The 24,403-nt window shown below is 73.0% G+C and carries 17 protein-coding genes; 3 read left to right on the forward strand and 14 right to left on the reverse strand.

Annotated elements, in window-relative coordinates:
* Positions 1-115: 115 nt before the first annotated feature.
* Positions 116-964: an ATP-grasp domain-containing protein gene (locus ACLQ22_RS22700; RefSeq protein WP_425694089.1), complete on the reverse strand. Its 849-nt coding sequence runs from the start codon at positions 962-964 to the stop codon at positions 116-118.
* Positions 965-1,083: 119 nt separating this feature from the next.
* Here ACLQ22_RS22700 and ACLQ22_RS22705 point away from each other — a divergent pair, with 119 nt between their 5' ends.
* Positions 1,084-1,371, forward strand: coding sequence for a DUF1905 domain-containing protein (locus ACLQ22_RS22705; RefSeq protein ID WP_425694090.1), 288 nt, complete (start codon positions 1,084-1,086; stop codon positions 1,369-1,371).
* A 139-nt stretch (positions 1,372-1,510) separates the two neighbouring features.
* On the opposite strand, the gene ACLQ22_RS22710 is transcribed toward ACLQ22_RS22705, so the two are convergent.
* Entirely contained in the window at positions 1,511-3,457 is a 1,947-nt protein-coding gene (locus ACLQ22_RS22710) for a DUF6461 domain-containing protein (RefSeq protein WP_425694091.1), read from the reverse strand.
* A gap of 404 nt (positions 3,458-3,861) precedes the next feature.
* Here ACLQ22_RS22710 and ACLQ22_RS22715 point away from each other — a divergent pair, with 404 nt between their 5' ends.
* A complete protein-coding gene (locus ACLQ22_RS22715) occupies positions 3,862-5,730 on the forward strand; it encodes an adenylyl cyclase (RefSeq protein ID WP_425694139.1) in 1,869 nt (622 codons plus the stop codon).
* Positions 5,731-5,787: 57 nt separating this feature from the next.
* Here the strand turns inward: ACLQ22_RS22715 and ACLQ22_RS22720 are convergent, their stop codons facing one another.
* Positions 5,788-6,147, reverse strand: coding sequence for a hypothetical protein (locus ACLQ22_RS22720; protein ID WP_151457056.1), 360 nt, complete (start codon positions 6,145-6,147; stop codon positions 5,788-5,790).
* A gap of 264 nt (positions 6,148-6,411) precedes the next feature.
* On the opposite strand from ACLQ22_RS22720, the gene ACLQ22_RS22725 reads away from it, so the two are divergent.
* On the forward strand, positions 6,412-7,755 hold the full coding sequence (locus ACLQ22_RS22725; protein WP_425694092.1) for a carbohydrate-binding protein: 1,344 nt from the start codon (positions 6,412-6,414) through the stop codon (positions 7,753-7,755).
* A gap of 80 nt (positions 7,756-7,835) precedes the next feature.
* On the opposite strand, the gene ACLQ22_RS22730 is transcribed toward ACLQ22_RS22725, so the two are convergent.
* The 11 genes from ACLQ22_RS22730 to araA all read right to left on the reverse strand — a co-directional run bounded on the left by ACLQ22_RS22730 (position 7,836) and on the right by araA (position 24,392).
* Positions 7,836-8,519 (reverse strand): response regulator, encoded by a 684-nt coding sequence (locus ACLQ22_RS22730; RefSeq protein WP_425694093.1) that lies wholly within the window; start codon positions 8,517-8,519, stop codon positions 7,836-7,838.
* Positions 8,516-11,068 carry a DUF4118 domain-containing protein gene (locus ACLQ22_RS22735; protein ID WP_425694094.1) on the reverse strand — a complete coding sequence of 851 codons (2,553 nt, stop codon included), beginning with the start codon at positions 11,066-11,068 and terminating at the stop codon, positions 8,516-8,518. The genes ACLQ22_RS22730 and ACLQ22_RS22735 overlap by 4 nt, the downstream gene beginning before the upstream one ends.
* A 92-nt stretch (positions 11,069-11,160) precedes the next feature.
* Positions 11,161-12,042 (reverse strand): potassium-transporting ATPase subunit C, encoded by an 882-nt coding sequence (locus tag ACLQ22_RS22740; RefSeq protein ID WP_425694095.1) that lies wholly within the window; start codon positions 12,040-12,042, stop codon positions 11,161-11,163.
* Positions 12,042-14,228, reverse strand: coding sequence for a potassium-transporting ATPase subunit KdpB (gene kdpB, locus ACLQ22_RS22745; RefSeq protein WP_425694096.1), 2,187 nt, complete (start codon positions 14,226-14,228; stop codon positions 12,042-12,044). Before kdpB ends, ACLQ22_RS22740 begins: the two co-directional genes overlap by 1 nt.
* Before the next feature lie 20 nt (positions 14,229-14,248).
* A complete protein-coding gene (kdpA, locus tag ACLQ22_RS22750) occupies positions 14,249-15,904 on the reverse strand; it encodes a potassium-transporting ATPase subunit KdpA (RefSeq protein WP_425694097.1) in 1,656 nt (551 codons plus the stop codon).
* The gene (gene kdpF / locus ACLQ22_RS22755) at positions 15,904-15,993 is read right to left on the reverse strand and encodes a K(+)-transporting ATPase subunit F (RefSeq protein ID WP_425694098.1); all 90 of its coding nucleotides are present in this window, start codon (positions 15,991-15,993) and stop codon (positions 15,904-15,906) included. Before kdpF ends, kdpA begins: the two co-directional genes overlap by 1 nt.
* A 339-nt stretch (positions 15,994-16,332) precedes the next feature.
* Positions 16,333-17,469, reverse strand: coding sequence for a CaiB/BaiF CoA transferase family protein (locus ACLQ22_RS22760; RefSeq protein ID WP_425694099.1), 1,137 nt, complete (start codon positions 17,467-17,469; stop codon positions 16,333-16,335).
* A gap of 174 nt (positions 17,470-17,643) precedes the next feature.
* The gene (locus ACLQ22_RS22765) at positions 17,644-19,242 is read right to left on the reverse strand and encodes a glycoside hydrolase family 64 protein (RefSeq protein WP_425694100.1); all 1,599 of its coding nucleotides are present in this window, start codon (positions 19,240-19,242) and stop codon (positions 17,644-17,646) included.
* Positions 19,243-19,392: 150 nt separating this feature from the next.
* Positions 19,393-20,382 (reverse strand): LacI family DNA-binding transcriptional regulator, encoded by a 990-nt coding sequence (locus ACLQ22_RS22770; protein ID WP_425694101.1) that lies wholly within the window; start codon positions 20,380-20,382, stop codon positions 19,393-19,395.
* A gap of 363 nt (positions 20,383-20,745) precedes the next feature.
* Positions 20,746-22,830 carry an RICIN domain-containing protein gene (locus ACLQ22_RS22775; RefSeq protein WP_425694102.1) on the reverse strand — a complete coding sequence of 695 codons (2,085 nt, stop codon included), beginning with the start codon at positions 22,828-22,830 and terminating at the stop codon, positions 20,746-20,748.
* 59 nt (positions 22,831-22,889) lie between these two features.
* Positions 22,890-24,392 carry an L-arabinose isomerase gene (gene araA / locus ACLQ22_RS22780; RefSeq protein WP_425694103.1) on the reverse strand — a complete coding sequence of 501 codons (1,503 nt, stop codon included), beginning with the start codon at positions 24,390-24,392 and terminating at the stop codon, positions 22,890-22,892.
* Positions 24,393-24,403: the final 11 nt, after the last annotated feature.

Below are 24,403 nucleotides of genomic sequence, written 5' to 3' on the forward strand. Positions count from 1 at the left end.
ACGCCCGGTTATCGGTTTCTTTCGATGGATCCGCTCCGTACCCTCACCTCAGTCGGGCTCCCACCCTGCCAGTCAGCCGACCCGGCACCGGCCGAGGGACCGGAAGTTTCGGAGGTCAGGCCCCACGACGCAGGACACCGACCAGAGCGGCCGGGTCGATGGTGGACGGTCGGTCGCTGACCTGCCCGTCACCGATTTCGACGATCCGCCAGACGCCGTCGGCGCGCCGCGCCAGGTCCACGGTCACGAACGGCAGCCCCAGCGCCGCCACCGACCCGCTCACCGGACCCGCGTCGAACGCCTCCGGCGGCGTGTCGTGCGGAGTGTCGGGGTGGGCGCCGACCAGCACACAGGCGCCGTCGACCCACCACGTGCGGACCTCGGCGGTGGTGAACCGCTCGAACCGCCGCAGGACCAGACCCCCGACGAGGTCGTCGCCACGCAGGTCGACGAAGCGGCTCGCGACCCGCCACGCGGCATCGCCGTCGTCGAGATCCGGAACGAACGCCGCCTCGTGCCAGTGGTGCTTCAACGACTTGGTGAAGTCGCGCAGCACCGCCGCCCCGCCGCCGAGCGCGCGCCTCGCCCGGTCGAAGTCGGCGCGCTCCGTGCCGACCGTCCACGCCGAGCGTGGCGCCAGCTCGACCAGGTCCGGGTACCAGCCCGGCAGCTCGTGGGCGCGCCGGTACTGCTCGCCGCTCGTACGCAGGCTGACGCCCCGGCGGGCCAACGCGTCCGCGAAGGCGGCGTACCGCTCGCTGCGCAGCATCCAGCCGCGGTAGACCGCGACGCCCTCGACCGTCACCCGCGACACCGCCCGCGACACGTCGTTGCCACGGGCCAACGCGTCGTGGTCGACGACGGCGACCGCGACGCCGGCCTCCTCGGCGGCGCGTGCCTCAGGAGCGAAGTGGGCGTCCGGGTGGCGCGGTCGCAGCGGGTCCGAGGGAACGATCAGGAGCACGGGGGAATGCTGCCCCATCGGCGCCGGCGACGCGAGTGCCGCCGGGCGGCGCACCGCGTACCCGGGCCGGCGGTACCCGCCCGTCCGAAGAAGTCGGTCCCCGCTCCTATGCTGAGCCGATGGACCTGGAGTTCAGTGGTGAGCTGTGGTTCTGGAGAGGCCCCGCGCCGTGGCACTTCGTCACCGTCCCCGAGGACGGGTGCCAGGAGCTGGCCGCGCGGTCCGCGGGGGTGAGCTACGGCTGGGGCATGATCCCGGTCGCGGCCCGGATCGGGAAGACCGGCTGGAGCACGTCGCTGTTCCCCAAGGACGGGCGCTACATCGTGCCGGTGAAGGCGGCCGTGCGACGGGCCGAGGGGCTGGCGGTGGGAGACACGGTGACGGTCCGCCTGGCCGTCGACGGGTGACCGGTCGGCTCCGCTCCCCGTGCCCCCACCGGCCCGGCCGGCACGGCCGGAGGACCCGGGCCCGAGGGGCCGCGCCCGCGCGCCGCCTGAGCGGCGATCCACCAGGCCAGGCCCCGCAGTTCCGGTTCGGACAGTCCGGTCAGCGCGTCGGGGGTGGGCCGAGCGGTCCGCCTGGCTGCGACGGGAGTGGAACCGGCGTGGGCAGGGCCCGGCCGAGCGCGCCGTCGGGCTGCGGCCGGCGCGGATGCAGCGTGGGTTGGTCCGGCTGGATCCGGAAACCGACGTCGGCGGCCTCGATCCGGGCCAGGTCCTCGCGGGTGACGTCGTGGCCGGTGAACCGCTGCACCGCGACCAGGCCCATCAGCGGTTTGCCACGGTGGTGGTCGGCGAAGTCGAGGCCCGCGAGTGTCGCGGCGACCGGTGGTGGCGCGTCGAGGTCGCCGAACGGCTCCACCGACAGCAGCACCTCGCCGTGCTCGGCGAACGACAGCCGGGTGACCGCGTTGACGTTCCAGTACATGCTGGCGGCCCGGCCGTGGGCGGACGCGCGCGTCAGCACGGGCGCGGTCGAGCCCTGCCAGCCGTTGTACTCGACGGCGAGCACGGCGCCACCGATGTCCGCCACCGCCACCCACGAGTCGATCGACCGCCGCCGCATCAGTTCCTCGCCGATGGCCCGCATCGACTCCGGTCGGGCCGGGTCCGCCCCGAAGGCGCGCAGCACGTCCGCCACGCCTGCCCCGGTCACCACCGTGACCGTCGCCGCCTGGCCCAGGCTGCTCTGACGTACCCACCGATAGGCGGCTTCGGGCCGTTCGGGCCGCGCCGGCTCCGGCTCGCCGCGCAGCCGGTGGCCGAGCCGGTCCGTCCGGGCATGCACGACCTCGGGTGCGGCGGGTGCCTGCCACACCACCAGCTCGTAGTGTTCGGCGTCGCGTTCGTCGGTCTCGTCCCGCCCCCGGGCGTGCACCCGCAGCCGGTAGTCGCCCGGCCAGGGCGGGGTGGCCTGACTGAGGCGTGACTCACCGGCGCGGGGCACGAGCACCGAGGCGCCGCCGACGGCCGCCTGCCAGCTGACCTCGACGATCTCCTCCCAGCCGGTCGCGACCTCCGGTGGCGGCCCGTCCAGGACCCTCAGCATGATCCGCACGTGTCCGCTCTCGACACCGGTGCGGATCACCGCGCCGCCCGGGACGACCGCGACCAGTCCGTTGCCGCCGAAGTCGACGTCCGGGACGCCGGCGCCCTCCAGCAGCGCGAACCGGTGCCCCGACACCGACGCCGACCCGCTGGAGTGGCGGGGCAGCAGGTACTCCGCCCGGGCCCGGGCGAGCAACGCCGCGGCGTAGCCGGTGGGCATCGGGGCCTGGCGGAGCAGCAGGACGGCGGTGCCGATCGCCACGCCGAGCACGGCCGGTGGTTCGGTGGCCCTGGGGTGGATGCCGACCCGGTGCAGGACGGCGGTGGCGGTGGCCACGGCCAGCGCGAGCTGGTTCGCACCGTGCGCCGCGGCGATGTCCTGCTCGGCGGTGATGCCGGGTCCGACCGTCAGGAGGGCGGCCGTCTGCGGGTGGCTGGCCAGCCGGCGGGCCAGCGCGGCGACCAGCGCCGACACGCCGGGCCGGACCTGTTCCAGCACGGCTGCGCCGGTGATCGCCTCGCTCTGCCCGCTCAGGATCGCGATGCCGAACGTGCCGGTGAACGGTGCGCCCAGGAGGCCGGTCAGGTCCGGGGTGGTGCCGGCCAGGTCCAGCTCCGCCACGGTCAGTTCCAGCGCGCCGAGCAGGCGTTCGGTGAGCAACGGTGGCAGCGAGCCGAGAGCGTCCCGCACCGGCGAGTCGTCCAGCCCGGTCCCCGAGCCGGAGTAGAACCCCGTCACCGCCCGGTGTCCGAGGGTTGATTCACGGGTCGGCCAGGTGTCGCCCTCGGCGACCGCCCGCAGCCGGCCGAGCTCGGCCGCCGGTGCCGCCGGAACACGGGCGGCGATGAGCGGCAACGCGGCGGCCACGGGCCCCGCCAACTCCGCCACCACCGCGTCAGGAATCTCCGACACCGCACCCCCGCCGACCACCCGTACCGGACGCACATTCCTACCATCGACGGCCCTCACGACATCGGTCGAGCCCCCGAGGTCGTGGAGCGGCACCGCGCCCACGCCGTCACGCAGGAACGCCGGCCGCGTACGTGCGGTGGCCCGGCGGGAACGGGCCCCACGGGAACCTGCCCTGATCGCGGCGGCGCAGCGGTAGCGCCGGACGGATCGACAGGGTAGAAACATGCCAACCCTTCTTTCACGGCGTGATAGAAGTCGCGGCGGCGAGAGAGCGCTCTCACGGGCGCGCTGTCCCCGCCGCCGCCCCACGAGGCAGGTCGACGACGACCGCGAGCCGGCCATCGGCGCGCCCACCCGCGCCCGCGCCGGAACACCTCCCCCACCACGTCGCCGAGCCCGGCACCCGTCCCGGCCGGCGGAGAGGACGAACGATGAGGATGCAGTCCCCCGACGCGCGACGGCGGCTCCGCCGGGCGCTCGCCCTCGGCCTGGTGCTGACGGCGGTCACCAGCACCACCGGCACGGCCGCCACCGCCGGACCGGCCCGCCACGGCGCCCCGGACTTCGGGCCCAACGTGACGATCTTCGACCCCGACACACCGGTCGCCGAGATCCAGGCGACCCTCGACGCGGCGCATGCCCGACAGGTCGACGCCGAGATGGGCACCGCACGGCACGCGTACCTCTTCAAGCCCGGCAGCTACGGCACCGCCGCGCAGCCCCTCCAGGTGAAGGTCGGCTACTACACCGAGGTCTCCGGCCTGGGCGCCTCCCCCACCGACGTCACCGTCAACGGCAAGATCGAGACCTACAACCGCTGCCTTGAAGGCGGCGGGACCGGCAACTGCATCGCCCTGGTCAACTTCTGGCGCACCCTGTCCAACCTGTCGCTGTCCATCAACGCCACCGGCCAGGACGGCTGCCGCTCCTCGGCGAACTTCTGGGCGGTGTCCCAGGCGGTGTCCATGCGCCGCCTCGACATCAGCGGCGGCGGCCTGTCGCTGATGGACTACTGCACCCCCGGCCCGCAGTACGCCAGCGGCGGCTTCATCGCCGACTCCCGGCTGCCCGCCACCACCAACGGCTCCCAGCAGCAGTGGCTCACCCGCAACAGCGAGGTCGAGAGCTGGTCCAACGCGGTGTGGAACCAGGTCTTCGCGGGCACCGTGGGCGCCCCCGACGACGCCGACTTCCCCGACCCGCCGTACACCACGCTGGACACCACGCCGGTGAGCAGGGAGAAGCCGTACCTGTTCGTCGACGACCGGGGCCGGTACCAGGTCCGCGTCCCCGCCGTCCGGCGCGACAGCCGGGGTGTCTCCTGGGGCGACGGCGTGACGCCGGGCCGCACCATCGGCATCCGGGACTTCTTCATCGCCAAGCCGTCCGATCCGGTGCACGTGATCAACAGCCAGCTCGCCCGCGGCAAGCACCTGCTGCTCACCCCCGGCGTGTACGACATCGCCCGCAGCATCGAGGTCAAGCGGCCCGACACCGTCGTCCTCGGCATCGGCCACGCCACGCTGACCGCCGTCGACGGCGCCGTTCCACTCGACGTCGCCGGCGTGCCCGGCGTGGTCGTCGCCGGGGTCACCGTCGACGCCGGCCGCACCGAGTCGCCGGTGCTGCTGCGCGTGGGGCGCAAGCACGGCCGCAACGCCAGCACCCCGCGCAACCCGATCACGCTGTCCGACGTGTACTTCCGCGTCGGCGGGCCGCACATCGGCAGGACACACACCGCGCTGGAGGTCAACGCCGACCACGTCCTGATCGACCACACCTGGGTGTGGCGCGGGGACCACGGAGTCGAGGGCTTCACCGAGGGCATCAACGGCGACACCGACCGCTGGCGTACCAACACCGGCCGCTACGGCGCCGTCATCAACGGCGACCACGTGACGGCCACCGGCCTGTTCGTCGAGCACTTCCAGCGGTACAACACGGTCTGGAACGGCGAGCACGGCACGACGATCCTCTACCAGAACGAGCTGCCGTACGACCCGCCGACGCAGGCCGACTGGATGAACGGCGCCGTCGAGGGCTGGGCCGGGTACAAGGTCGGCGACCGGGTGCGGCACCACACGCTGCACGGCGGCGGGGTGTACGTGTTCAACCAGAACAACCCGTCGATCCGCACCGAGAACGGCTTCGAGGTCCCCGTCGCCCCGGGCGTCAGGCTGCACCACGTCATGACCGTGAACCTGAGCGCCGGCACGATCGACCACGTGGTCAACGGCGTGGGCGCGGCGGCCGACATGACGCGGGTCGGCGAACCCGTCTACGTCACGCGGTACCCGGCTCCGTAGCCGTCGCGGGAGACCGGGTCGGACGGGGCGCGCACCCCGCCCCGTCCGACCCGGTCCTCAGCCGGCGCAGTTGTTGTTGCGCGCGGGCTGGGTCAGCTTCTCCTGGGTGCCGAACTTCGCGTAGACCCGCAGGTAACACGGCAGCTCGACGTCGCCGTAGTAACTCTGCACCTCGTTGGCGTAGTGCGTGGTGCCGCTCTGCGCGACCTGCCAGCCGCCGGCGTCGCCCGACTGGATCTCCCAGTAGACGTCGCCGGAGCAGCCCTGCAGGCCCTGCGACCAGGCGATGATGTTGGCCCCGTTGTAGATCTCGGACTGCACGAGCGTACAGCTCGCCGCCTGCGCCGGGCCGGCGCCGGCGAGCAGCCCCACGGTCAGCATCGCTCCGGCTCCGATCGCCGACATCAACTTGCGCATGCTCGATCTCCTCCACGATGGACGGCAGGTGGTCCACAGGAGGGTATCCCGTTGCGGAGATTAGCTCCACGGCCATCATCGATATTGGCGAAAAGTTTTACCGGGTCGCCCGGCCGCCGGCGGTCGCGCCGCCCGCCGTCGAGCCCGGTGGCGTGGGCGCAGCCAGCCGCTCCGCGATGGGCCGCTCCACACCAGCCTCCGGCTCACCGTTTACATTTAACAAAGTTAATTGATAACCTCCCGCCATCGACGAGGAGGAATGCCATGCGACTTCGACGTACGATGCCCGCGCTGCTGGCCGGCGCGGCGCTCACCGCCGCCCTGGCGGCCGTGCCCGCCGTGGACGGCCGCGCCGCCGCGAGGACCGCCCCCGACATCGCCCTCGCGGCCTGCGCCGCGCCGGCCTGGGCCGAGGGCACCACGTACGCCGCCGGCAGCCGGGTCAGCTACGCGGGACGCTCCTACCAGGCGCTGGTGACGCACACGCCCCCGCCGGGCGCCGGCTGGAACCCCGCCGCGACGCCCTCCCTCTGGAAAGACCTCGGCGCCTGCGACGGCGGCGGCACGCCGTCACCCACCCCGACCGCCACGTCGGGGCCCTCCCCCACCCCGACGCCGACACCCACCGCGACGCCCACGCCCCCTGGCCCCGACACCTGCGCCGGCAAGCCGAAGCCGACCGGCAAGGTGCTCCAGGGCTACTGGGAGAACTGGGACGGCGCGGCGAACGGCGTCCACCCGCCGTTGGGATGGATCCCGATCACCGATCCCCGGATCCCCGCGCACGGGTACAACGTGATCAACGCGGCGTTCCCCGTCATCCGCGCCGACGGCACCGTGCTCTGGGAGGACGGCATGGACGCCACCGTCAGGGTGCCCACCCCCGCCGAGATGTGCCGCGCCAAGGCGGCCGGCCTGACCCTCCTCCTGTCGATCGGTGGCGCGACCGCCGGGATCGACCTCAGCTCGGCCGCGGTCGCCGACCGGTTCGTCGCGACCGTCGTACCGATCCTCCAGCGGTACAACTTCGACGGCATCGACATCGACATCGAGACCGGGCTCACCGGCAGCGGGAACATCTCCCAGCTCTCCCCGTCGCAGTCGAACCTCATCCGCATCATCGACGGGGTGCTCGCGCGGATGCCGGCGGGCTTCGGCCTCACCATGGCTCCGGAGACCGCGTACGTCACCGGCGGCAGCGTCACCTACGGCTCCATCTGGGGCGCGTACCTGCCGATCATCAAGCGGTACGCCGACAACGGCCGGCTCTGGTGGCTGAACATGCAGTACTACAACGGCAGCATGTACGGCTGCTCCGGCGACTCCTACCCGGCCGGCACCGTGCAGGGCTTCACCGCCCAGACCGACTGCCTCAACGCCGGGCTGGTCGTGCAGGGCACCACCATCCGGGTCCCGTACGACAAGCAGGTCCCCGGACTGCCGGCGCAGCCCGGCGCCGGGGGCGGCCACATGGCCCCGGCGACGGTCGCCCAGGCGTGGAACACCTACCGCGGCGGCCTGAAGGGCCTGATGACCTGGTCGTTGAACTGGGACGGGTCGAAGGGCTGGACCTTCGGCGACAACGTCAGGGCTCTCCAGGGCCGCTGAGCCGCCGGACACCGGCCGCGCGGTCGTACCCCTCCTCACGGCAGGGAGGCGGGCCGCGCGGCCGGGTGCCCGGACCGCGCTCAGGGCCGAAACCGGTAGCCCATGCCGGGCTCGGTGATCAGGTGGCGCGGGCGGGCCGGATCGTCCTCCAGCTTGCGGCGCAGTTGGGCCAGGTACTGGCGCAGGTAGTTGGTCTCGTCCTGGTACTCCGGCCCCCAGACGTCGTGCAGGAGCTGGCGCTGGCTGACGAGCTTGCCCGGGTGCCGCAGCAGCAGTTCGAGCACCCCCCACTGGGTGGGGGTGAGCCTGACGTCGGCGCCGTCGTCGCGGGTGACCGTACGGGCGGCGAGGTCGACGGTGTGCCGGCCGACCCGCAGCGTGGCGGTGGCCGCGTCGGCGCTGGCGTGCAGGCGCCGGGTCACGGCACGGATGCGGGCGAGCAGCTCGTCGATGCCGAAGGGCTTGGTGACGTAGTCGTCGGCACCGGCGTCCAGGGCCGCGACCTTGTCCTGGCTGCCGGCCCGGCCGGAGAGCACGATGATCGGCACGTGCGTCCAGCCCCGCAGGCCCCGGATGACCTCGACCCCGTCGATGTCGGGCAGGCCGAGGTCGAGCACCACCAGGTCGGGCGGGTCGCTGGCGGCGGCCTTGAGCGCCGCCGTGCCGGTCGCGACCGCCTGCACGTCGTAGCCCCGGACCCGCAGGTTGATCCGCAGGGCGCGGACGATCTGCGGCTCGTCGTCGACGACCAGGATGCGGGTCATTCCTGCTGCCCCTCCGCGACGCTCGGGGTGGCGGCGGGCAACCGCAGCACCATGGTGAGACCGCCCCCGGGCGTGGTCTCGGGGGTGATGCTGCCACCCATGGCCTCGGCGAGACCACGGGACAGGGCCAGGCCGAGACCGACGCCGGTGGCGTTGTCCCGGTCGCCGAGGCGCTGGAACGGCAGGAAGACGTGCTCCCACTGGTCCTCGGGGATGCCGGGGCCGGTGTCGACGACCCGCAACTCCACCTGCCCGGCGTGGGCGCTGGCGGTGATGGCCGGGGGCCGCCCGGGCGGGCTGTGCCGCAGCGCGTTGGCGACGATGTTGACCAGCACCCGTTCCAGCAGCCCCGGGTCGGCGGTGGCGGCGGGCAGGTCGGCGGGGATGTCGGTGCTGACGTCGGCGGCCGCCGGACCCAGTTCGTCCAGGGCCCGGGGCACGACGTCCTCCAACCCGAGCGGCACGCGGGTCACGCCGAGGACACCGGCCTGTAGGCGGCTCATGTCCAGCAGGTTCGCCACGAGCCGGCCGAGCCGGTCCAGGGACTCGTCGGCGGTGGCCAGCAGCTCCTCGCGGTCGGCCGCGTCGAACTCGACGTCGGGGCTGCGCAGGCTGCTCACCGCGGCCTTCGCCGAGGCCAGCGGCGTACGCAGGTCGTGGCTGACCGCGGCGAGCAGCGCCGTACGCATCCGGTCGGCCTCGGCGAGCGGCCGGGCGCTGGCCGCCTCCTCGGCGAGGCGTTCCTGCCGCAGCGCGACGGCGGCCTGGGCGGCGAACGCCTCCACCACGCGCCGGTCCGCCGCCTCCAGCCGCCGGCCCGAGAGCACCACCGTGAGGCGGTCGTCCACCGGCACGGCCGTCTCACCCGCGCCCGGGTTGCCCGCCGGATCCTCGCCGACGCTGGCCACGATCCGCCACGCCTCGTCCTCGCTGGCCCGCCCCGGCCGACCCCCGGCGTCGGCCACGAGCTCGAGGACGCTGACCGCGCGCAGCCCGAACGTCTCGCGCAGCCGGTCGAGCAGCGCGGGCAGCGGCCGCTCGCCGCGCAGGACGCCACCGGCCACCGTGGCCAGGGTCTGCGCGTCGGCGGAGGCACGCGCGGCCTCCCTGGTGCGCCGCGCCGCGACGTCGACGACCCCGCTGACGGCGACGGCGACGGCGACGAAGACGCCCAGGGCGAGCAGGTTGTCGGCCTCGGCGATGGTCAGCGTCCGGAACGGGGGCGTGAAGAACCAGTTGAGCAGCAGGGAGCCGCCGAGCGCGGCGACCAGCGCCGGCCACAGCCCGCCGACCAGCGCGACCCCGACGACGCCGGTGAGGAAGAGCAGGATGTCGTTGGTGAGGCTGAGGTCCGGCAGCGCCCGCAGCAGCACGGTCAGCAGCGGCATGCCGAGCCCGGCGAGGCCGAAGCCGAGCAGCCGGCGCCGTCGCGACAGCGCGGCCGGCACGCCCGCGCCGCGCCGCCCCCGTCCCACCTGCGGATGGGTGACCAGATGCACGTCGATCGGCCCGGACAGCGCAGTGGTGGTCACCCCGACGCCGCGGGAGAAGAGCTGCGCGAACCGCCCGCGCCGGCTCGCGCCGAGCACCAGCTGGGTGGCGTTGACGCCCCGGGCGAAGTCGAGCAGCGCCGCCGGGATGTCGGTGCCGAGCACCTGGTGGTACGTGCCGCCGAGGCTCTCCACCAAGACACGCTGCCGGGCGAGCTGCGCCGGGTCGGCGCCGGCCAGCCCGTCGCTGCGGGCGACGTGCACGGCGAGCAGGTCCGCGCCCTTGCTGCGGGCCGCGACCCGCGCGGCACGACGGACCAGCGTCGCGCCCTCCGGCCCGCCGGTGAGCGCCACCACCACCCGCTCGCGGGCCTCCCAGGGCTCGGAGATGCCCTGCTGGGCGCGGTACGCGCCGAGCTGCTCGTCGACCTTGTCGGCCAACCACAGCAGGGCCAGCTCGCGCAGGGCCGTGAGGTTGCCGATCCGGAAGTAGTTGCCGAGGGCCGCGTCGATCCGGTCGGGTGGGTAGATGTTGCCGTGGGCCATCCGGCGGCGCAGCGCCTCCGGGGTCATGTCGACCAGCTCGACCTGACCGGCGGCGCGGACCACCGCGTCGGGCACCGTCTCCCGCTGGGTGGTGCCGGTGATGCGCGCGACGACGTCGTTGACTGATTCGAGGTGCTGGACGTTGACGGTCGACAGGACGCTGATGCCGGCGTCGAGGAGTTCCTGGACATCCTGCCAGCGCTTCTCGTGACGGGAGCCGGGCACGTTGGTGTGGGCCAACTCGTCGACCACGGCGACCTCGGGCCGACGGGCCAGCACCGCGTCGAGGTCCATCTCGGTGAACGCGGCGCCTCGGTGGGTCACCACCCGACGCGGCAGCACCTCCAGGTCGCCGAGCATCGCGGCGGTCTGGGCGCGGCCGTGGGTCTCGACCAGGCCGACCACCACGTCGGTGCCGCGCCCGGCGCGCCGCCGGGCCTCCTCCAGCATCGCGTACGTCTTGCCGACGCCGGGCGCGGCCCCGAGGTAGATGCGCAGTTCTCCCCTGGGCACGCAGACATCCTCCCTGATCACCGGCACGGCCGGCCGTCGGACCACGGACCACGGGTGGGGCGGGGCGAGCTGGCCCCGCCCCACGCCGACGCTCACGCGACGGGCAGCGCCTCGTCGAGGGCGAGGTTGAGGGCGAGCACGTCGACGGCGGGGGCGCCCATGAAGCCGAGCGCCCGCCCACGGGTGTGCTCGGCGACGAGGCGCCGGACCACCGCCGGGTCCGCGCCACGCTCGCGGGCCACCCGGGCCACCTGGATGTCGGCGTACGCCGGACTGATGTGCGGGTCGAGGCCGCTGCCGCTGGCGGTGACGGCGTCGGCGGGCACGGCGGGGGCCTGCGGGGCGTCGCCGCGGACCGGCACGATCAGCCCTCCGGCGGCCACCAGGTCCTCGCCGGGCCGGGCCAGCTCCACGGCCACCCCCTGGTACGCAGCGAGGAACGGGGTGGCCGGCACGCTCTGGTTGACGCTGACGACCCGGGTGACGGGGCCGGTCAGCCCGTCCGCGCGGAACACCGCCAGCACCGCTCCCACGCCGTCGGCGGTGCAGTAGGGACGCCGGCCGTCGACGCCCTCGAGTTCGCCGACGGCGCGGCTGCGGGCGCAGACCTGGCTGAGCAGGCTCCGGCTCGACTCGCGCGGGTCCGCGGCGAGCGTGTCGACCACGCTCTCGGGGCCGAGGTTGGACGCCGCGGTGGAGGTCGGGTCGTAGCCGTCGCCGGCGGCCGACGGCCGGGACTGGAAGTAGCGGGGCAGGGGCTCGCCGTCGGCGTCGGTGAACGCCTGACCGATCAGCGCGCTGCCGACCGGCCGGCCGTCGGCGGTGAGCAGGGACCCGTCCGCCCTGTCACGCAGCCCGGGCAGCCGGCCGGCGCCGACGAGGGCGAGCGGGTACGCCAGGCCGAGCAGCACCGTGAGGACCAGCAGCGCGCGCAGCGCGGCCACGTGTGCGGAGAGCCAGGTGGGCAGGCGCATCAGGAGACCCCCGGGACGAGTTGCAGGAGCATGTCGACGAGCTTGATGCCGAGGAACGGCACGACGATGCCGCCGAGGCCGTAGACCAGCAGGTTGCGGCGCAGCAGCCGCGACGCCGACGCCGGCCGGTAGCGCACGCCGCGCAGGGCCAGCGGGATCAGGGCGACGATGACCACGGCGTTGAAGACGACGGCGGCGAGGATGGCCGATTCGGGGCTGGCCAGCCGCATGACGTTCAGCGTGTCGAGGCCCGGGTGGATGCCGGCGAACATCGCGGGGATGATCGCGAAGTACTTCGCCACGTCGTTGGCGATGGAGAACGTCGTCAGCGCACCCCGGGTGATCAGCAACTGCTTGCCGATCGCCACGATCTCGATCAGCTTGGTCGGGTCGGAGTCGAGATCGACCATGTTGCCGGCCTCCTTCGCGGCCGACGTGCCGGTGTTCATCGCGACGCCGACGTCGGCCTGGGCGAGGGCGGGGGCGTCGTTGGTGCCGTCCCCGGTCATCGCCACCAGCCGGCCGCCCTGCTGCTCGCGCCTGATCAGGGCGAGCTTGTCCTCGGGGGTCGCCTCGGCGAGGAAGTCGTCGACGCCCGCCTCGGCGGCGATCGCCGCGGCCGTACGCGGGTTGTCGCCGGTGACCATCACGGTGCGGATGCCCATCCGGCGCATCTCGTCGAACCGCTCCCGCATGCCGGCCTTGACCACGTCCTTGAGGTGGATCACCCCCAGGGCGCGGGCCGGCTCGCCGTCGACGTGCTCGGCGACCACGAGCGGCGTGCCGCCCGCGCCGCTGATCTCGTCGACGATCCGCCCGAGCTGCGCGGTGGGGTCCCCGCCGTGCTCGCGCACCCACGCCGTGACGGCGGAGGCGGCGCCCTTGCGGATCCGCCGGGCCGGCCAGGGCACGCTGTCGTCGGCGTCGAGGTCGACGCCGCTCATCCGGGTCTGCGCGGTGAACGGCACGAACGTGGCGTGCGGGATCGGGCCCGGCTCGCGCTCCCGCAGCCCGAACCCGTCCTTGGCCAGTACGACGACCGAGCGACCCTCGGGGGTCTCGTCGGCGAGGCTGGCCAGCCGCGCCGCGTCGGCGACCCGGCTGACGTCGACGCCGTCGACGGGCAGGAAGCCGGCGGCCTGCCGGTTGCCGAGGGTGATGGTGCCGGTCTTGTCCAGCAGCAGGATGTCGACGTCACCGGCGGCCTCCACGGCGCGGCCGCTCATGGCCAGGACGTTGCGCTGGACCAGGCGGTCCATGCCGGCGATGCCGATGGCCGACAGGAGCGCGCCGATGGTGGTGGGGATGAGGCAGACCAGCAGCGACACCAGGACCACGCCGGTCACGCCGGCGTCGGTGATCGCGCCGTTGTCGGGGGCCGCCGCCTGGTGGCCCTTGGCGAACACGGCCATCGGCTGGAGGGTGGCCACCACCAGCAGGAAGACGATGGTGAGCGCGGCGAGCAGGACGTTCAGCGCGATCTCGTTCGGCGTCTTCTGCCGGTTCGCGCCCTCGACCAGCGCGATCATCCTGTCGACGAAGCTCTCCCCCGGCCGCTGGGTGATCCGCACGACGATCCGGTCGGAGAGCACCCGGGTGCCGCCGGTGACCGCGCTGCGGTCGCCGCCGGATTCCCTGATCACCGGGGCGGACTCGCCGGTGATGGCCGACTCGTCGACGCTGGCGACGCCCTCCACCACGTCGCCGTCGCCCGGGATCAGCTGCCCTGCCTCCACCAGGACGATGTCGCCCTGCGCGAGGTCCGGGGCGGGCACCGCCTCGTCGCGGCAGGTGTCGGCCGCGGCGCCCGGCGTCCAGCCGCGCAGCCGGGTGGCGACGGTGTCCTCCCGGGCGTGGCGCAGGCTGGCCGCCTGTGCCTTGCCCCGGCCCTCGGCCACGGCCTCGGCCAGGTTGGCGAAGAGCACGGTCAGCCAGAGCCAGGCCGTCACGGCCAGCGCGAACGCCGACGGGTCGGCCAGCGCGAGGACGGTGGTGCAGGCCGCGCCGATCTCGACGATCAGCATCACGGGGTTGCGCCACAGGGTGCGGGGGTCGAGCTTGCGTAGCGCGTCGGGCAGGGACCGCAGCAGCCGCCGCGCGTCCAGCAGGCCCCCACCCCGGCCGCCGCGCAGCGCGGGGATGTCCGGTTCGGCCCGGGCCTGGGATGCCCGCGTGACGATGGTCATGGTCTCTTTCCTCATGGGGGTCACAGCCCTTCGGCCAGCGGGCCGAGCGCGAGCGCGGGCAGGAAGGTCAGCGCCACGAGGATCACCGTGACGCCGGCGACCATCGCGACGAACAGGGGCCGGTGGGTCGGCAGGGTGCCCGCGGAGGCGGGCACGGGGCGCTGGCGGGCCAGCGAGCCGGCCAGGGCGAGCACGAAGATGATCGGCAGGAAACGGCCGAGCAGCATGCACAGGCCCAGCGCCGTGTTCCACCACGGCGTGCTCACCGTGATGCCGGCGAAGGCCGAGCCGTTGTTGTTGCTGGCCGAGGTGAACGCGTAGAGCACCTCGGTGAGGCCGTGCGGGCCGACGTTCAGCGCGGTCACGTGGTTGCCGGTGGCGAAGGCGGCGGCGGTGCCGACCAGCACGAGGGTCGGGGTGACCAGGAAGTACAGCGAGGCCAGGCGGATCTCGCGGGAGCCGATCCTCTTGCCCACGTACTCGGGGCTGCGGCCGACCATGAGCCCGGCCACGAACACCGTGATCAGGGCGAGGACCAGCATCCCGTAGAGGCCGGCGCCGACGCCGCCCGGCGCGACCTCGCCGAGCATCATGTTGCCCAGCGTCATCATGCCGCCCAGCGCGGTGTACGAGTCGTGGAACGAGTTCACCGCCCCGGTCGAGGTGAGCGTCGTCGCGGCGGCGAAGGTGGCCGAGTTCGACACGTCGAAGCGGACCTCCTTGCCCTCCAGCGCGGCACCGACGGCCTGCGGGACGGTGCCGCCGGCGGCGAGCTCGAAGGCGTTGGTCAGCGTGACGCTCGCGATCGCGAGGACGGCCATGACCGCGACGATCGCGTGGCCCTGCCGGGTCTGGCCGACCATCCGGCCGAAGACGCGCGGCAGGCTGAACGGGATCAGCAGGATCAGGAAGATCTCGATCCAGTTCGTCCAGGGGGTCGGGTTCTCGAAGGGGTGCGCGCTGTTGGCGTTGTAGAAGCCGCCGCCGTTGGTGCCGAGCTGCTTGATCACTTCCTGGCTGGCCACCGGCCCACCGGTGACGGTCTGGGCGCCACCGGCCAGGGTGGCGACGTCGGTGCCGCCGGAGAGGTTCTGCACCACTCCGCCGGCCATCAGCACCAGCGCCCCGACGACCGCGACGGGCAGCAGGACCCGCATCGTGATCCGGGTCAGGTCGACCCAGAAGTTGCCCAGCTCACCGGTGCGGGCACGGGCGAAGCCGCGGACCAGGGCCACCGCCACGGCGATGCCGACGGCGGCGGAGACGAAGTTCTGCACCGCCAGGCCGGCCATCTGCACGAGGTGGCCCATCGTCGACTCGCCCGCGTACCACTGCCAGTTCGTGTTGGTCACAAACGACACCGCCGTGTTCCAGGCGCCGTGGGCGACGACCGGGTCGCGGCCGAGCGACAGCCACAGGTGGTCCTGCCAGCGCTGGAAGGCGTACAGGAACAAGATCGACACGGCGGAGAAGGCCAGTACGCCGCGGGCGTACACGCCCCAGGTCTGCCCGGCGGCGGGGTCGACCCCGACCAGGCGGTAGACACCGCGCTCGACGCGCGAGTGCCGGGTCCCGGCGACCGCCCGGTGCAGGTGGTCGCCGAACGGCCGGTGGACGGCCACCAGGGCCCCCACCAGGGACAGGACGAAGAGGGCGCCGGCTGCCGTCGTGGACATCAGAAGCGCTCCGGGAACAGCAACGCGACGACCATGAACACACCCAGGCCCAGCGCCAGCGCCAGGCCGACGGCATCGACGACGTTCACAGCTTCTCCACGCCCCTCACCACGAGGGCGAGTGCGGCGAACAGCCCCACCGTCACCAGGACGAACACCACGTCGGACACGCTGACTCCTCTTGCCGGAACCGCTCGTCACGACCGCCTTCCGGCCGTGCCGGGCAATCGAAACTCCGTGGCTCCGCGAGGGACAGGGGTCATCACGCGATCATGACGGCGGCGACGCGTTTCTTGACGCCTTCTTCACGCGGCCGGGCTCCGGCGTGACGCCGCTCACCGGCGACCTCCTGCCGGATCACCGCCCGGCTGGCGCGGCGAGAGCGAGACGGCAGGCATGGCGAGACGGCAGGCGTGGCGGGAGGCGGCGTCAGCCGGCCAGCCAGTTGCGGATCTCGTCGCCGTGCTCGTCGAGCCCGGGCGGCGGCAGGTCGTAGCGCGCCGGGGTGGCGGTGAGGCCGATCGGGTGGCGGATGCCGGGCACGCCGCCGGTGGTGACCACCGGGTCGAGCCCGAGTTCCCGGGCCAGCTCGACGCCCCCGGCGACCGTGTTGATCGGGGCGCACGGCACGCCGGCCGCGCGCAGGTCCCGGAACCACTCGTCGCGGGTCCGCCGCACCAGTCGCGCAACCAGGAGGGGCCGCAGGGCCTCCCGGTTGACCGTGCGGTCCTGGTTGCGCCCGAACCGGGGGTCGTCGGGCAGTTCCGGCAGGCCGAGGACCTGGCACAGCTTGCGGAACTGGCCGTCGTTGCCGGCGATGACGACGAGGTCGCCGTCGGCGGTGGGCAGCGGTTCGTACGGGAACAGGCTCGGGTGCCCGTTGCCCATCCGGAACGGCGTCGCGCCGCCGGCGACGTGGCCGCTGGTCTGGTTGACCAGGCCGGACAGCGCGGAGGAGAGCAGGTCCACCTCGACGTGCTGGCCGGTGCCGCAGCGGTCGCGGTGGTGCAGGGCGGCGAGGATGCCGACGGCCGCGTGCAGGCCCGCGATCACGTCGAACACGGCGACCCCGGCCTTGTAGGGCGGGCCGTCCGGCTCGCCGGTGAGGCTCATCAGGCCGGACGCGGCCTGGACCACGAGGTCGTAGCCGGGCAGGTTGGCGCCGGCGCCGGCGCCGAACCCGCTGATCGAGGCGTAGACGATCCGCTCGTTGACGGCGGCGACGCTGTCGTAGTCGAGGCCGAAGCGCCGCAGGCCGCCGGGCCGGAAGTTCTGGATCATGACGTCGGCGCGGCGCACGAGTTCCCGGGCGACGTCCAGGTCGTCGGGGTCGGCGAGGTCGAGGGCGATCGACCGCTTGTTGCGGTTGACGCCGAGGTAGTAGGTGGAGGTGCCCTCGCGCACGGGCGGCATCCAGGTCCGGGTGTCGTCCCCGCCGGGCCCTTCTACCTTGATCACCTCGGCGCCCAGGTCGGCAAGGAGCATGGTCGCGTACGGTCCGGCGAGGATCCGCGAGAAGTCGGCGACGAGGATGCCGCTGAGCGGCCCGGACCGTTGCTCCCCCATCGCCGCTCCCCTTCCCGTCGACGCCACGGCCGGCGCGGCACCTGCCGGGTGCCGGCGTCCCGGCACGTCCGATGGCAGGACCACGATGGCACAGCGGACGCGACGGACGTCGGTCGCCCCGACGGCCCGGGCCGGGGCGGATGGCGACGGGGTCGCCGCCATCCGCCGAGCGGGTCAGCCCTTGCGCCACTTCTGGTTGGCGGTGCCCGCGCAGTCCCAGAGCTGGAGCTTCGCGCCGTCGGCGCTGTTCCACTCCCGGATGTCGACGCACCTGCCGGCCTGGACGTTGACCAGGTCACCGGCCGCGGTCAGGGTGAACCGCTGCGCGCCCGTACCGTTGCAGGTGTAGAGCTGGACGACCGCGCCGTTGCCGGTCGCGCCGCCGTCGACGTCCATGCACTTGTTGTTCTGGCTGCGCACGGTGTCGCCGGTGAACGTCCACTTCTGGGCGTCGGTGCCGTTGCAGCTCCACATCTGCAACTGCGCGCGGTCGACGAAGTTCGCGTTCGGCACGTCGATGCACTTGTTGTTCCAGTTGCTCAGCACGGGCACCGCGCCGCCGGGGTTCCCCGGCCCGCCGCCGGTGGCGCCGAACGGGCTCAGGACGATCCCGGCCGCGCGGGGGTCGCCGTCGTGGACCAGGGACTCGAACGCGCCGACGTCGTCGAAGGCGAAGGCGTACGCCTTGCCGTCGGTCATGTTGGCGTGGATGACGCGGGCGTAGTGGTTCGTCGGGTTGTTGCGGTAGAACTCGGCGGCGTTGGTGCTGGGCTGGGTGTCGATGGTGCCGAGCGTGCCCCGGTTCAGCGCGGCGCAGAGCGTGCGGGAGATCGGGCCGACGACCGGGTCGTTGGGTGCGGGCAGGTCGCCGTCGCAGCCCCAGACGCTCGCCGAGGAGGGCCGGTTGAAGGAGGCGACCCGCTGGCCGGCGCTGTTGGTGAAGGTCATGACGTTGCCCGAGGTCCGCCCGAAGTAGCGGGTGTTCGGCTGGTCGGCGAACGGCACCACGGTCAGCGTCCTGGTCGTGTACGCGTTCCAGGCCGACGCGATGTAGGAGTCCAGGTAGGTGGCGCTGAACAGGCCGGCGCCGGCCGCCTTGCCGGGCGCGAGCACCCGCAACACCGTCCCGTCGGAGCGGGTGTAGACCGTGTTGGCCCAGCCCGGCTGGGACCGGACGCCCTCGATGATCGCGTTGCGGCCGCCCGCGACGACGTCACCGGTGCGCTTGGTGACGCCGGTGGCACCGGTCACCGTGACCGCGTGCGGCACCGCGAACATGTCGACCTGCGAGCTGTTGAGCCACAGTCCGGCGTCGTTGTAGGTGAACTCGCTCCAGTCGAACAGGATGTCGCGGTTGGCGTCGCCGGCCGCCCACGGCGCGGGTTGGACCAGTCCGTCCGGGGTGAGGAAGAACTTCAGCTTCTCGCCGAAGGAGAAGTAGACGCGGCCGGAGAACCCGCGCGGGAACCGGATGGTCGTGCTGCCGCCGTTGCCGGGGCCCGGGATCGAGGCGTCCGGCGCGGGCGACGGCGGGAGCTGTCCGCCCGACCACGGGACGAAGGTGCCGCCCTGGTTGACGTAGCCGAGGCGGCCGCTGGACAGCTGCACGCCGATCACGTACAGGTGGACGGCCTCGCCGCGGCCGGTGCTGTTGGTGACCGTGACGGGCAGCAGCGCGGGGCCGACGGCGTGGGCGGGGGCTGCGGCGAGGGTCACCGGGACGGCGGCGACCAGCGCGGACACGGCGGCGAGCAGCCTTCTTCGTAGCTTCACGAAAGGTCCTCCTCAAGGTGGTGGACGGCTGAGAGAGCGCTCTCTCAGCGTCGGCCCGAAGCGGCCCTCCTGTCAATAGACACATGCCGATGCAGCCTCCCGCCCACCGATCCGGGGCGCCGCCAGCGACCGGCGGGACGGCCGGCCGGGTCAGCGCCGCGGCGGGGCGGCGACGCTGCGGCGGGCGACCAGGGTGGGCGCGACCGTCTGCCGCAGCGGGCCGGCGATGCCGGACTCCATCTGCGTCAGGAGCAGGTCCAGGCTCGCCCGGGCGACCGCGGCGAAGTCGGGGCGCACGGTGGTCAGCGGCGGAATGAAGTACGCCGCCTCGGGCACGTCGTCGAAGCCCACCACGCTGATGTCGTCCGGCACCCGCCGGCCGTGCTCGTGCAACGCCCGCAGCACACCGAGCGCCAGATGGTCGTTGGCGGTGAAGACCGCGGTGACCTCGGGCATCCGGGCCAGCATCTGCCCGCACCGGTAGCCCGCTGCCGCCGACCAGTCCGCCGGCAGCAGCGGCGGCAACTCCGCGCCCGCCGCCTGCAACGTCTCCCGCCATCCGTCGATCCGGCCGGCGCTGTCGAACCAGTCCGACGGCCCGGAGACATGCCAGACCGTCCGGTGCCCGGCGTCGAGGAGGTGCTGCGTGGCGGCTCGGGCCCCGGCGACCTGGTCGACCGTCACCAGGGGCACCGGGCGGCGCGGGTCGCCGTCGACGGTGACCAACGGGACGTCCTTGGGGAGCCGTTCGAGGGCCTCCCCCGCCGACTCGACCGGCGCGATCACCACGATGCCGGCAACCCGGTGCGCGAGGTGCCGCTCCACCGCCGCGGAGATGGACTGGTGGTCGAGGTCGCTCACGCTGCCGACGCTGACCGCGAACCCCGCCTCGGCGGCCGCCTGCTCCAGGGCGGCCAGCAGCGAGGCCGGACCGTAGAGGGTGGTGTTCTGCGCGACCACGCCGATCACCTGGGACCGGCCGGTGACCAACGCCCGGGCCGCGCGGTTGGGCCGGTAGCCGAGCTCCGCGATGGCCGCCTGGACCCGCAGCCGGGTCTGCTCGCGCACGTTGGGGTGTCCGTTGAGGACCCGGGACACCGTCTGGTGGGAGACGCCTGCGAGGCGAGCCACGTCCGTCATCGCAGGACCGCGCACGGCCACCTCGCCTCCCCCCGCCCGCCCCGTCCGGCGGCTGCGCCACGTCCGACGACGACGGGAGCGGCCTTCGTGGTACGAAATCACCCTCGCCGCCGGCACGCCGACGCGCGTGCCGGATGGCCGAGGCTGGAACGCCGACAGTCTACGCCAGCAGTACCGCCGGCCCTGGTGCGGCTGAGCCGATGGTCGGGGTTGCCCAATCGCGATCAGCGCCAGTTGCCGGGGCGGAATACCGCGTCCTTTTCCAGCGATTCGACGGGGCGGCCGAACATGACTGCCCGCGGCGCGAGCGGCGATGTGCGGCGTTGCGGGAATGCGCCGAACCGGACCAGGGGGTAGGTGACGTCACGGCGTTGTCAGGGCGAATTGACGCACCGTCACCGTGCCGCCAACGGACCGCGTGGCGTAGTTGAAGATGCCGAACCGGTATCCCATGAAGAACTGCCAGGCGTTGTTGAGGGTCAGGGCGTTGCCCAGCGGGACGAAGGTGACCCCGTCGGTGCTGTACGAGAACCTGGCCTGGCGACCCGGGCCGGGCCGGATGTCGGCGTTGGCCCGCAACCAGATCCGCCCGCCGGAAACCGGGGCGCCGGCTGTCTCCGTTCCCTTGCCGGTGGTGTTCCAGTTGTCGCTGCCCATGGTCAGGCCGTTGGTCATGACCACGCGGGCGGCCCCGTTGTCCCGCTTGACGCCGATCCACGCCGAGGTGTCACGCAGCATCGCCAGTCCGGCCCGGTCGCCGTCGCGCATGGCGGAGTAGTCCAGTTCGATGGTGCCCGTCGAGGTCGGACCCTGGATCCGGTGGGTCAGCGTGTTGCGCGCGCGGTAGAGGTCGTCGGTCACCGACGCGGTCTGCAGACGAAGCCCGTTGTCCACCGACCACCGGCTGTCGTCCGGATTGTGGTTCCACTCGTACTGGACGCCGAGGGCGGTGCCGGGGAAGGTGTCGGTCCCGGTGAGCGGCTTGACCGGACGCGGCGGCAACGGGTTGGGGTAGTTGACGCCCCAGGAGCCGTTCACCGTCTGCACCTGCGGCCAGCCGTCGCCGGTCCAGGTGATGGGGGCCAGCGTCGGCATCCGACCACCCGGGTAGGCGTCGGTGAACGCCATGTAGTACCAGGCGCCGTGCTGGGTCTGCACGAGCCCGCCCTGGTGCGGCACGCCACCGCCGGAGATCGGGCCCGCCATGTCGAGCAGCACCTGCCGCTGCTCGTACGGGCCGAACGGGCCGCTCGTCGACTTCAGCACGTACTGGCCGTTCGCGGGGCGGGTGAGCCAGATGTAGTACGCGCCGTTGCGCTTGTAGAAGCGCGCTCCCTCCAGCGTGCCGATGTTCGACGGCGTCTGGTACACCTGCTGGGCCCGCACCTGGGTGCGCCCGTCGGCCGACAACTGCGCCACACTGATCGTGCCGTTGCCGTACGCGACGTACATGGTGTCGTTGTCGTCGATCAGCATCCCGGCGTCGTAGTAGCAGTTGGGGATGGTGGTGTGCCGGCTCCACGTGCCGTCGACGGCGGACGCGGTGTAGATGTGCGTCTGGGCGAAGTCGACGCAGCCGGCCCAGTAGAAGGTCCGGTTGCTCGGCCGGTAGTTCAGCGTGGAGGCCCAGATGCCGTCCACGTACCCGTGGCTGCCGTTGGCCATGTCGTACTTCGCGCCGAAGTCCAGCCGGGGCACCGAGTGCCCGGCGAACTCCCAGTTCACCAGGTCCCACGACCGCAGGACGGGGGCGCCGGGCGAGTAGTGCATGGTGGAGGCGGACATGTAGTAGACGTCGCCGACCCGGACGATGTCGACGTCGGCGAAGTCCTGCCAGACGACCGGGTTGGTGAAGGTGCCGCCGGGGTTTCCGCCGTCGCCGACGCGGACCAGCTGCCACTGCTGGTGGCTGCCGTTGAAGTCGTCGTACTGCACGACGTTGCCACCGTCGGCGGTCGAGGCGTTCTGCACCTCCATCGCCCTGTTCGAGTTCCGGTTGACCAACCGCACGTACCCACCCGCCGAATCGGCCAGCCGGAACTGCTGGTTGGTTCCGTTGTGATCGGCCCACTGCACGATGCTCGCGCCATTGGCGGTGGAGAAGTTGTAGACGTCGAGCACCTTGCCCGAATGCCGCGACCTCAACCGGTAGTAGCCGCCACCGGAGTCGACGAACTGCCACTGCTGCCAGTTCCCGTCGTTACGCGACCACTGGGTGATCCGCGCACCGTCGCCCGTGGCCCTGTCGTACAGGTCCAACGCCTTGCCGCTGTTGCGGTTCACCAACACGTACCACGCATTCGTGTCCACCGTCGCCGCCGACGCCGGCGACGGAGACACCGCGGCGAGCCCGCCGCCCACCAGCAGCGCCACCGCGACGGCGGCGAGCCGGATCAACGACCCCCGGCGCCGTGACGCGACCCGGGTGGATCCACCGATGCCAACCATGATCCTCCTTCGAGAGACGACAGGAACCGGGACCACCGATCTCGTCGATCCGATTCGGTTCAGAACCCCCGGGCGAGGCGGTAGTACGCCTGGTTCCAGCGGATCTCGTCGGCGAAGCGGCGAGGCTGGGTGCCGGCGTCGATGACCACCAGTTCGGTACGGGTCATCTGGGCCAGGTCGTGCAGCTCCTCGACCCCCACGGCCTGCGACAGCACGGTGTGGTGGGGCGCGCCGGCGGTGATCCACGCCTCCGCCGAGCCCGCCAGGTGCGGGCGGGGCCGCCAGACGGCCCGGGCCACCGGCAGCCTCCGCAGCGGGCGCGGCGGCGCCACCACGTCCACCTCGTTGGCCACCAGGCGGAAACGGTCCCCCAGGTCCGCCATGCCGAGCACCACCGCCGGGCCCGCGGCGGCGCTGAACACCAGGCGCACCGGGTCCTCCCGGCCACCGATGCTCAACGGGTGGATCTCCACGGTCGGGGTGTCGCCGGCGATCGTCGGGCAGACCTCGAGCATGTGCGCGCCGAGCACCAGCTCGTCGCCCGGGGTGAGGTCGTAGGTGTAGTCCTCCATGAACGAGGTCCCGCCCGGGACGCCGACCGCCATCGCCTTGAGCGTGCGGACCAGGACGGAGGTCTTCCAGTCGCCCTCGCCGCCGAAGCCGTAACCGTCGGCCATCAGCCGCTGCACCGCGATGCCGGGCAGTTGGCGCAGACCGCCGAGGTCCTCGAAGTTCGTGGTGAAGGCCCGGAAGCCGCCCTCGTCGAGGAACGAGCGCAGGCCCAGTTCCAGGCGCGCGGCGTACCGCAGGGCGTCGTGCCGCGCCCCGCCGGGCCGCAGCCGCTGGTCGACCCGGTACGTGTCGTCGTACTCCTTGACCAGCTCGTCGACCCGCGCCTCGGCCACCTGGTCGACGACCGCCACGAGGTCGTTGACGCCGTAGGTGTTGACCGAGACGCCGAACCGCAGCTCCGCCTCGACCTTGTCGCCCTCGGTCACGGCGACGTCGCGCATGTTGTCGCCGAAGCGGGCCAGCCGCAGCGACCGCATCGCCGAGTATCCCAGCGCCGCGCGCGCCCAGGCGCCGACCCGGGCGATCACCCGCGGGTCGCTCACGTGCCCCGCGACGGTCTTGCGGGCCACGCCGAGCCGGGTCTGGATGAAGCCGAACTCGCGGTCGCCGTGCGCGGCCTGGTTGAGGTTCATGAAGTCCATGTCGATCTCGTCCCACGGCAGGAGGACGTTGGCCTGGGTGTGCAGGTGCAGCAGCGGCGTCCGCAGGGCGTCCAGGCCGGCGATCCACATCTTGGCCGGCGAGAAGGTGTGCATCCAGGCGATCACCCCGACGGCTCCCTGCGCTGCCGCGTCCCGGCAGGCCCGGAGGATGTCGGCGCTGGAGGTCAGGACCGGCTTCCAGACCACCCGGACCGGGATCCCCGGCGAGTCGTCGAGCTGCGCGGCGATCTGCCGGGACTGGTCGGCGACCTGCCGGAGGGTCTCCTCGCCGTACAGGCCCTGGCTTCCGGTGAGGAACCAGACCTCGGGTTGCGGGTGCGTTGCCATGCGTTGCCTTC

The sequence above is a fragment of the Micromonospora sp. DT178 genome (assembly GCF_049841695.1).
Taxonomy (GTDB): Bacteria; Actinomycetota; Actinomycetes; order Mycobacteriales; family Micromonosporaceae; genus Micromonospora.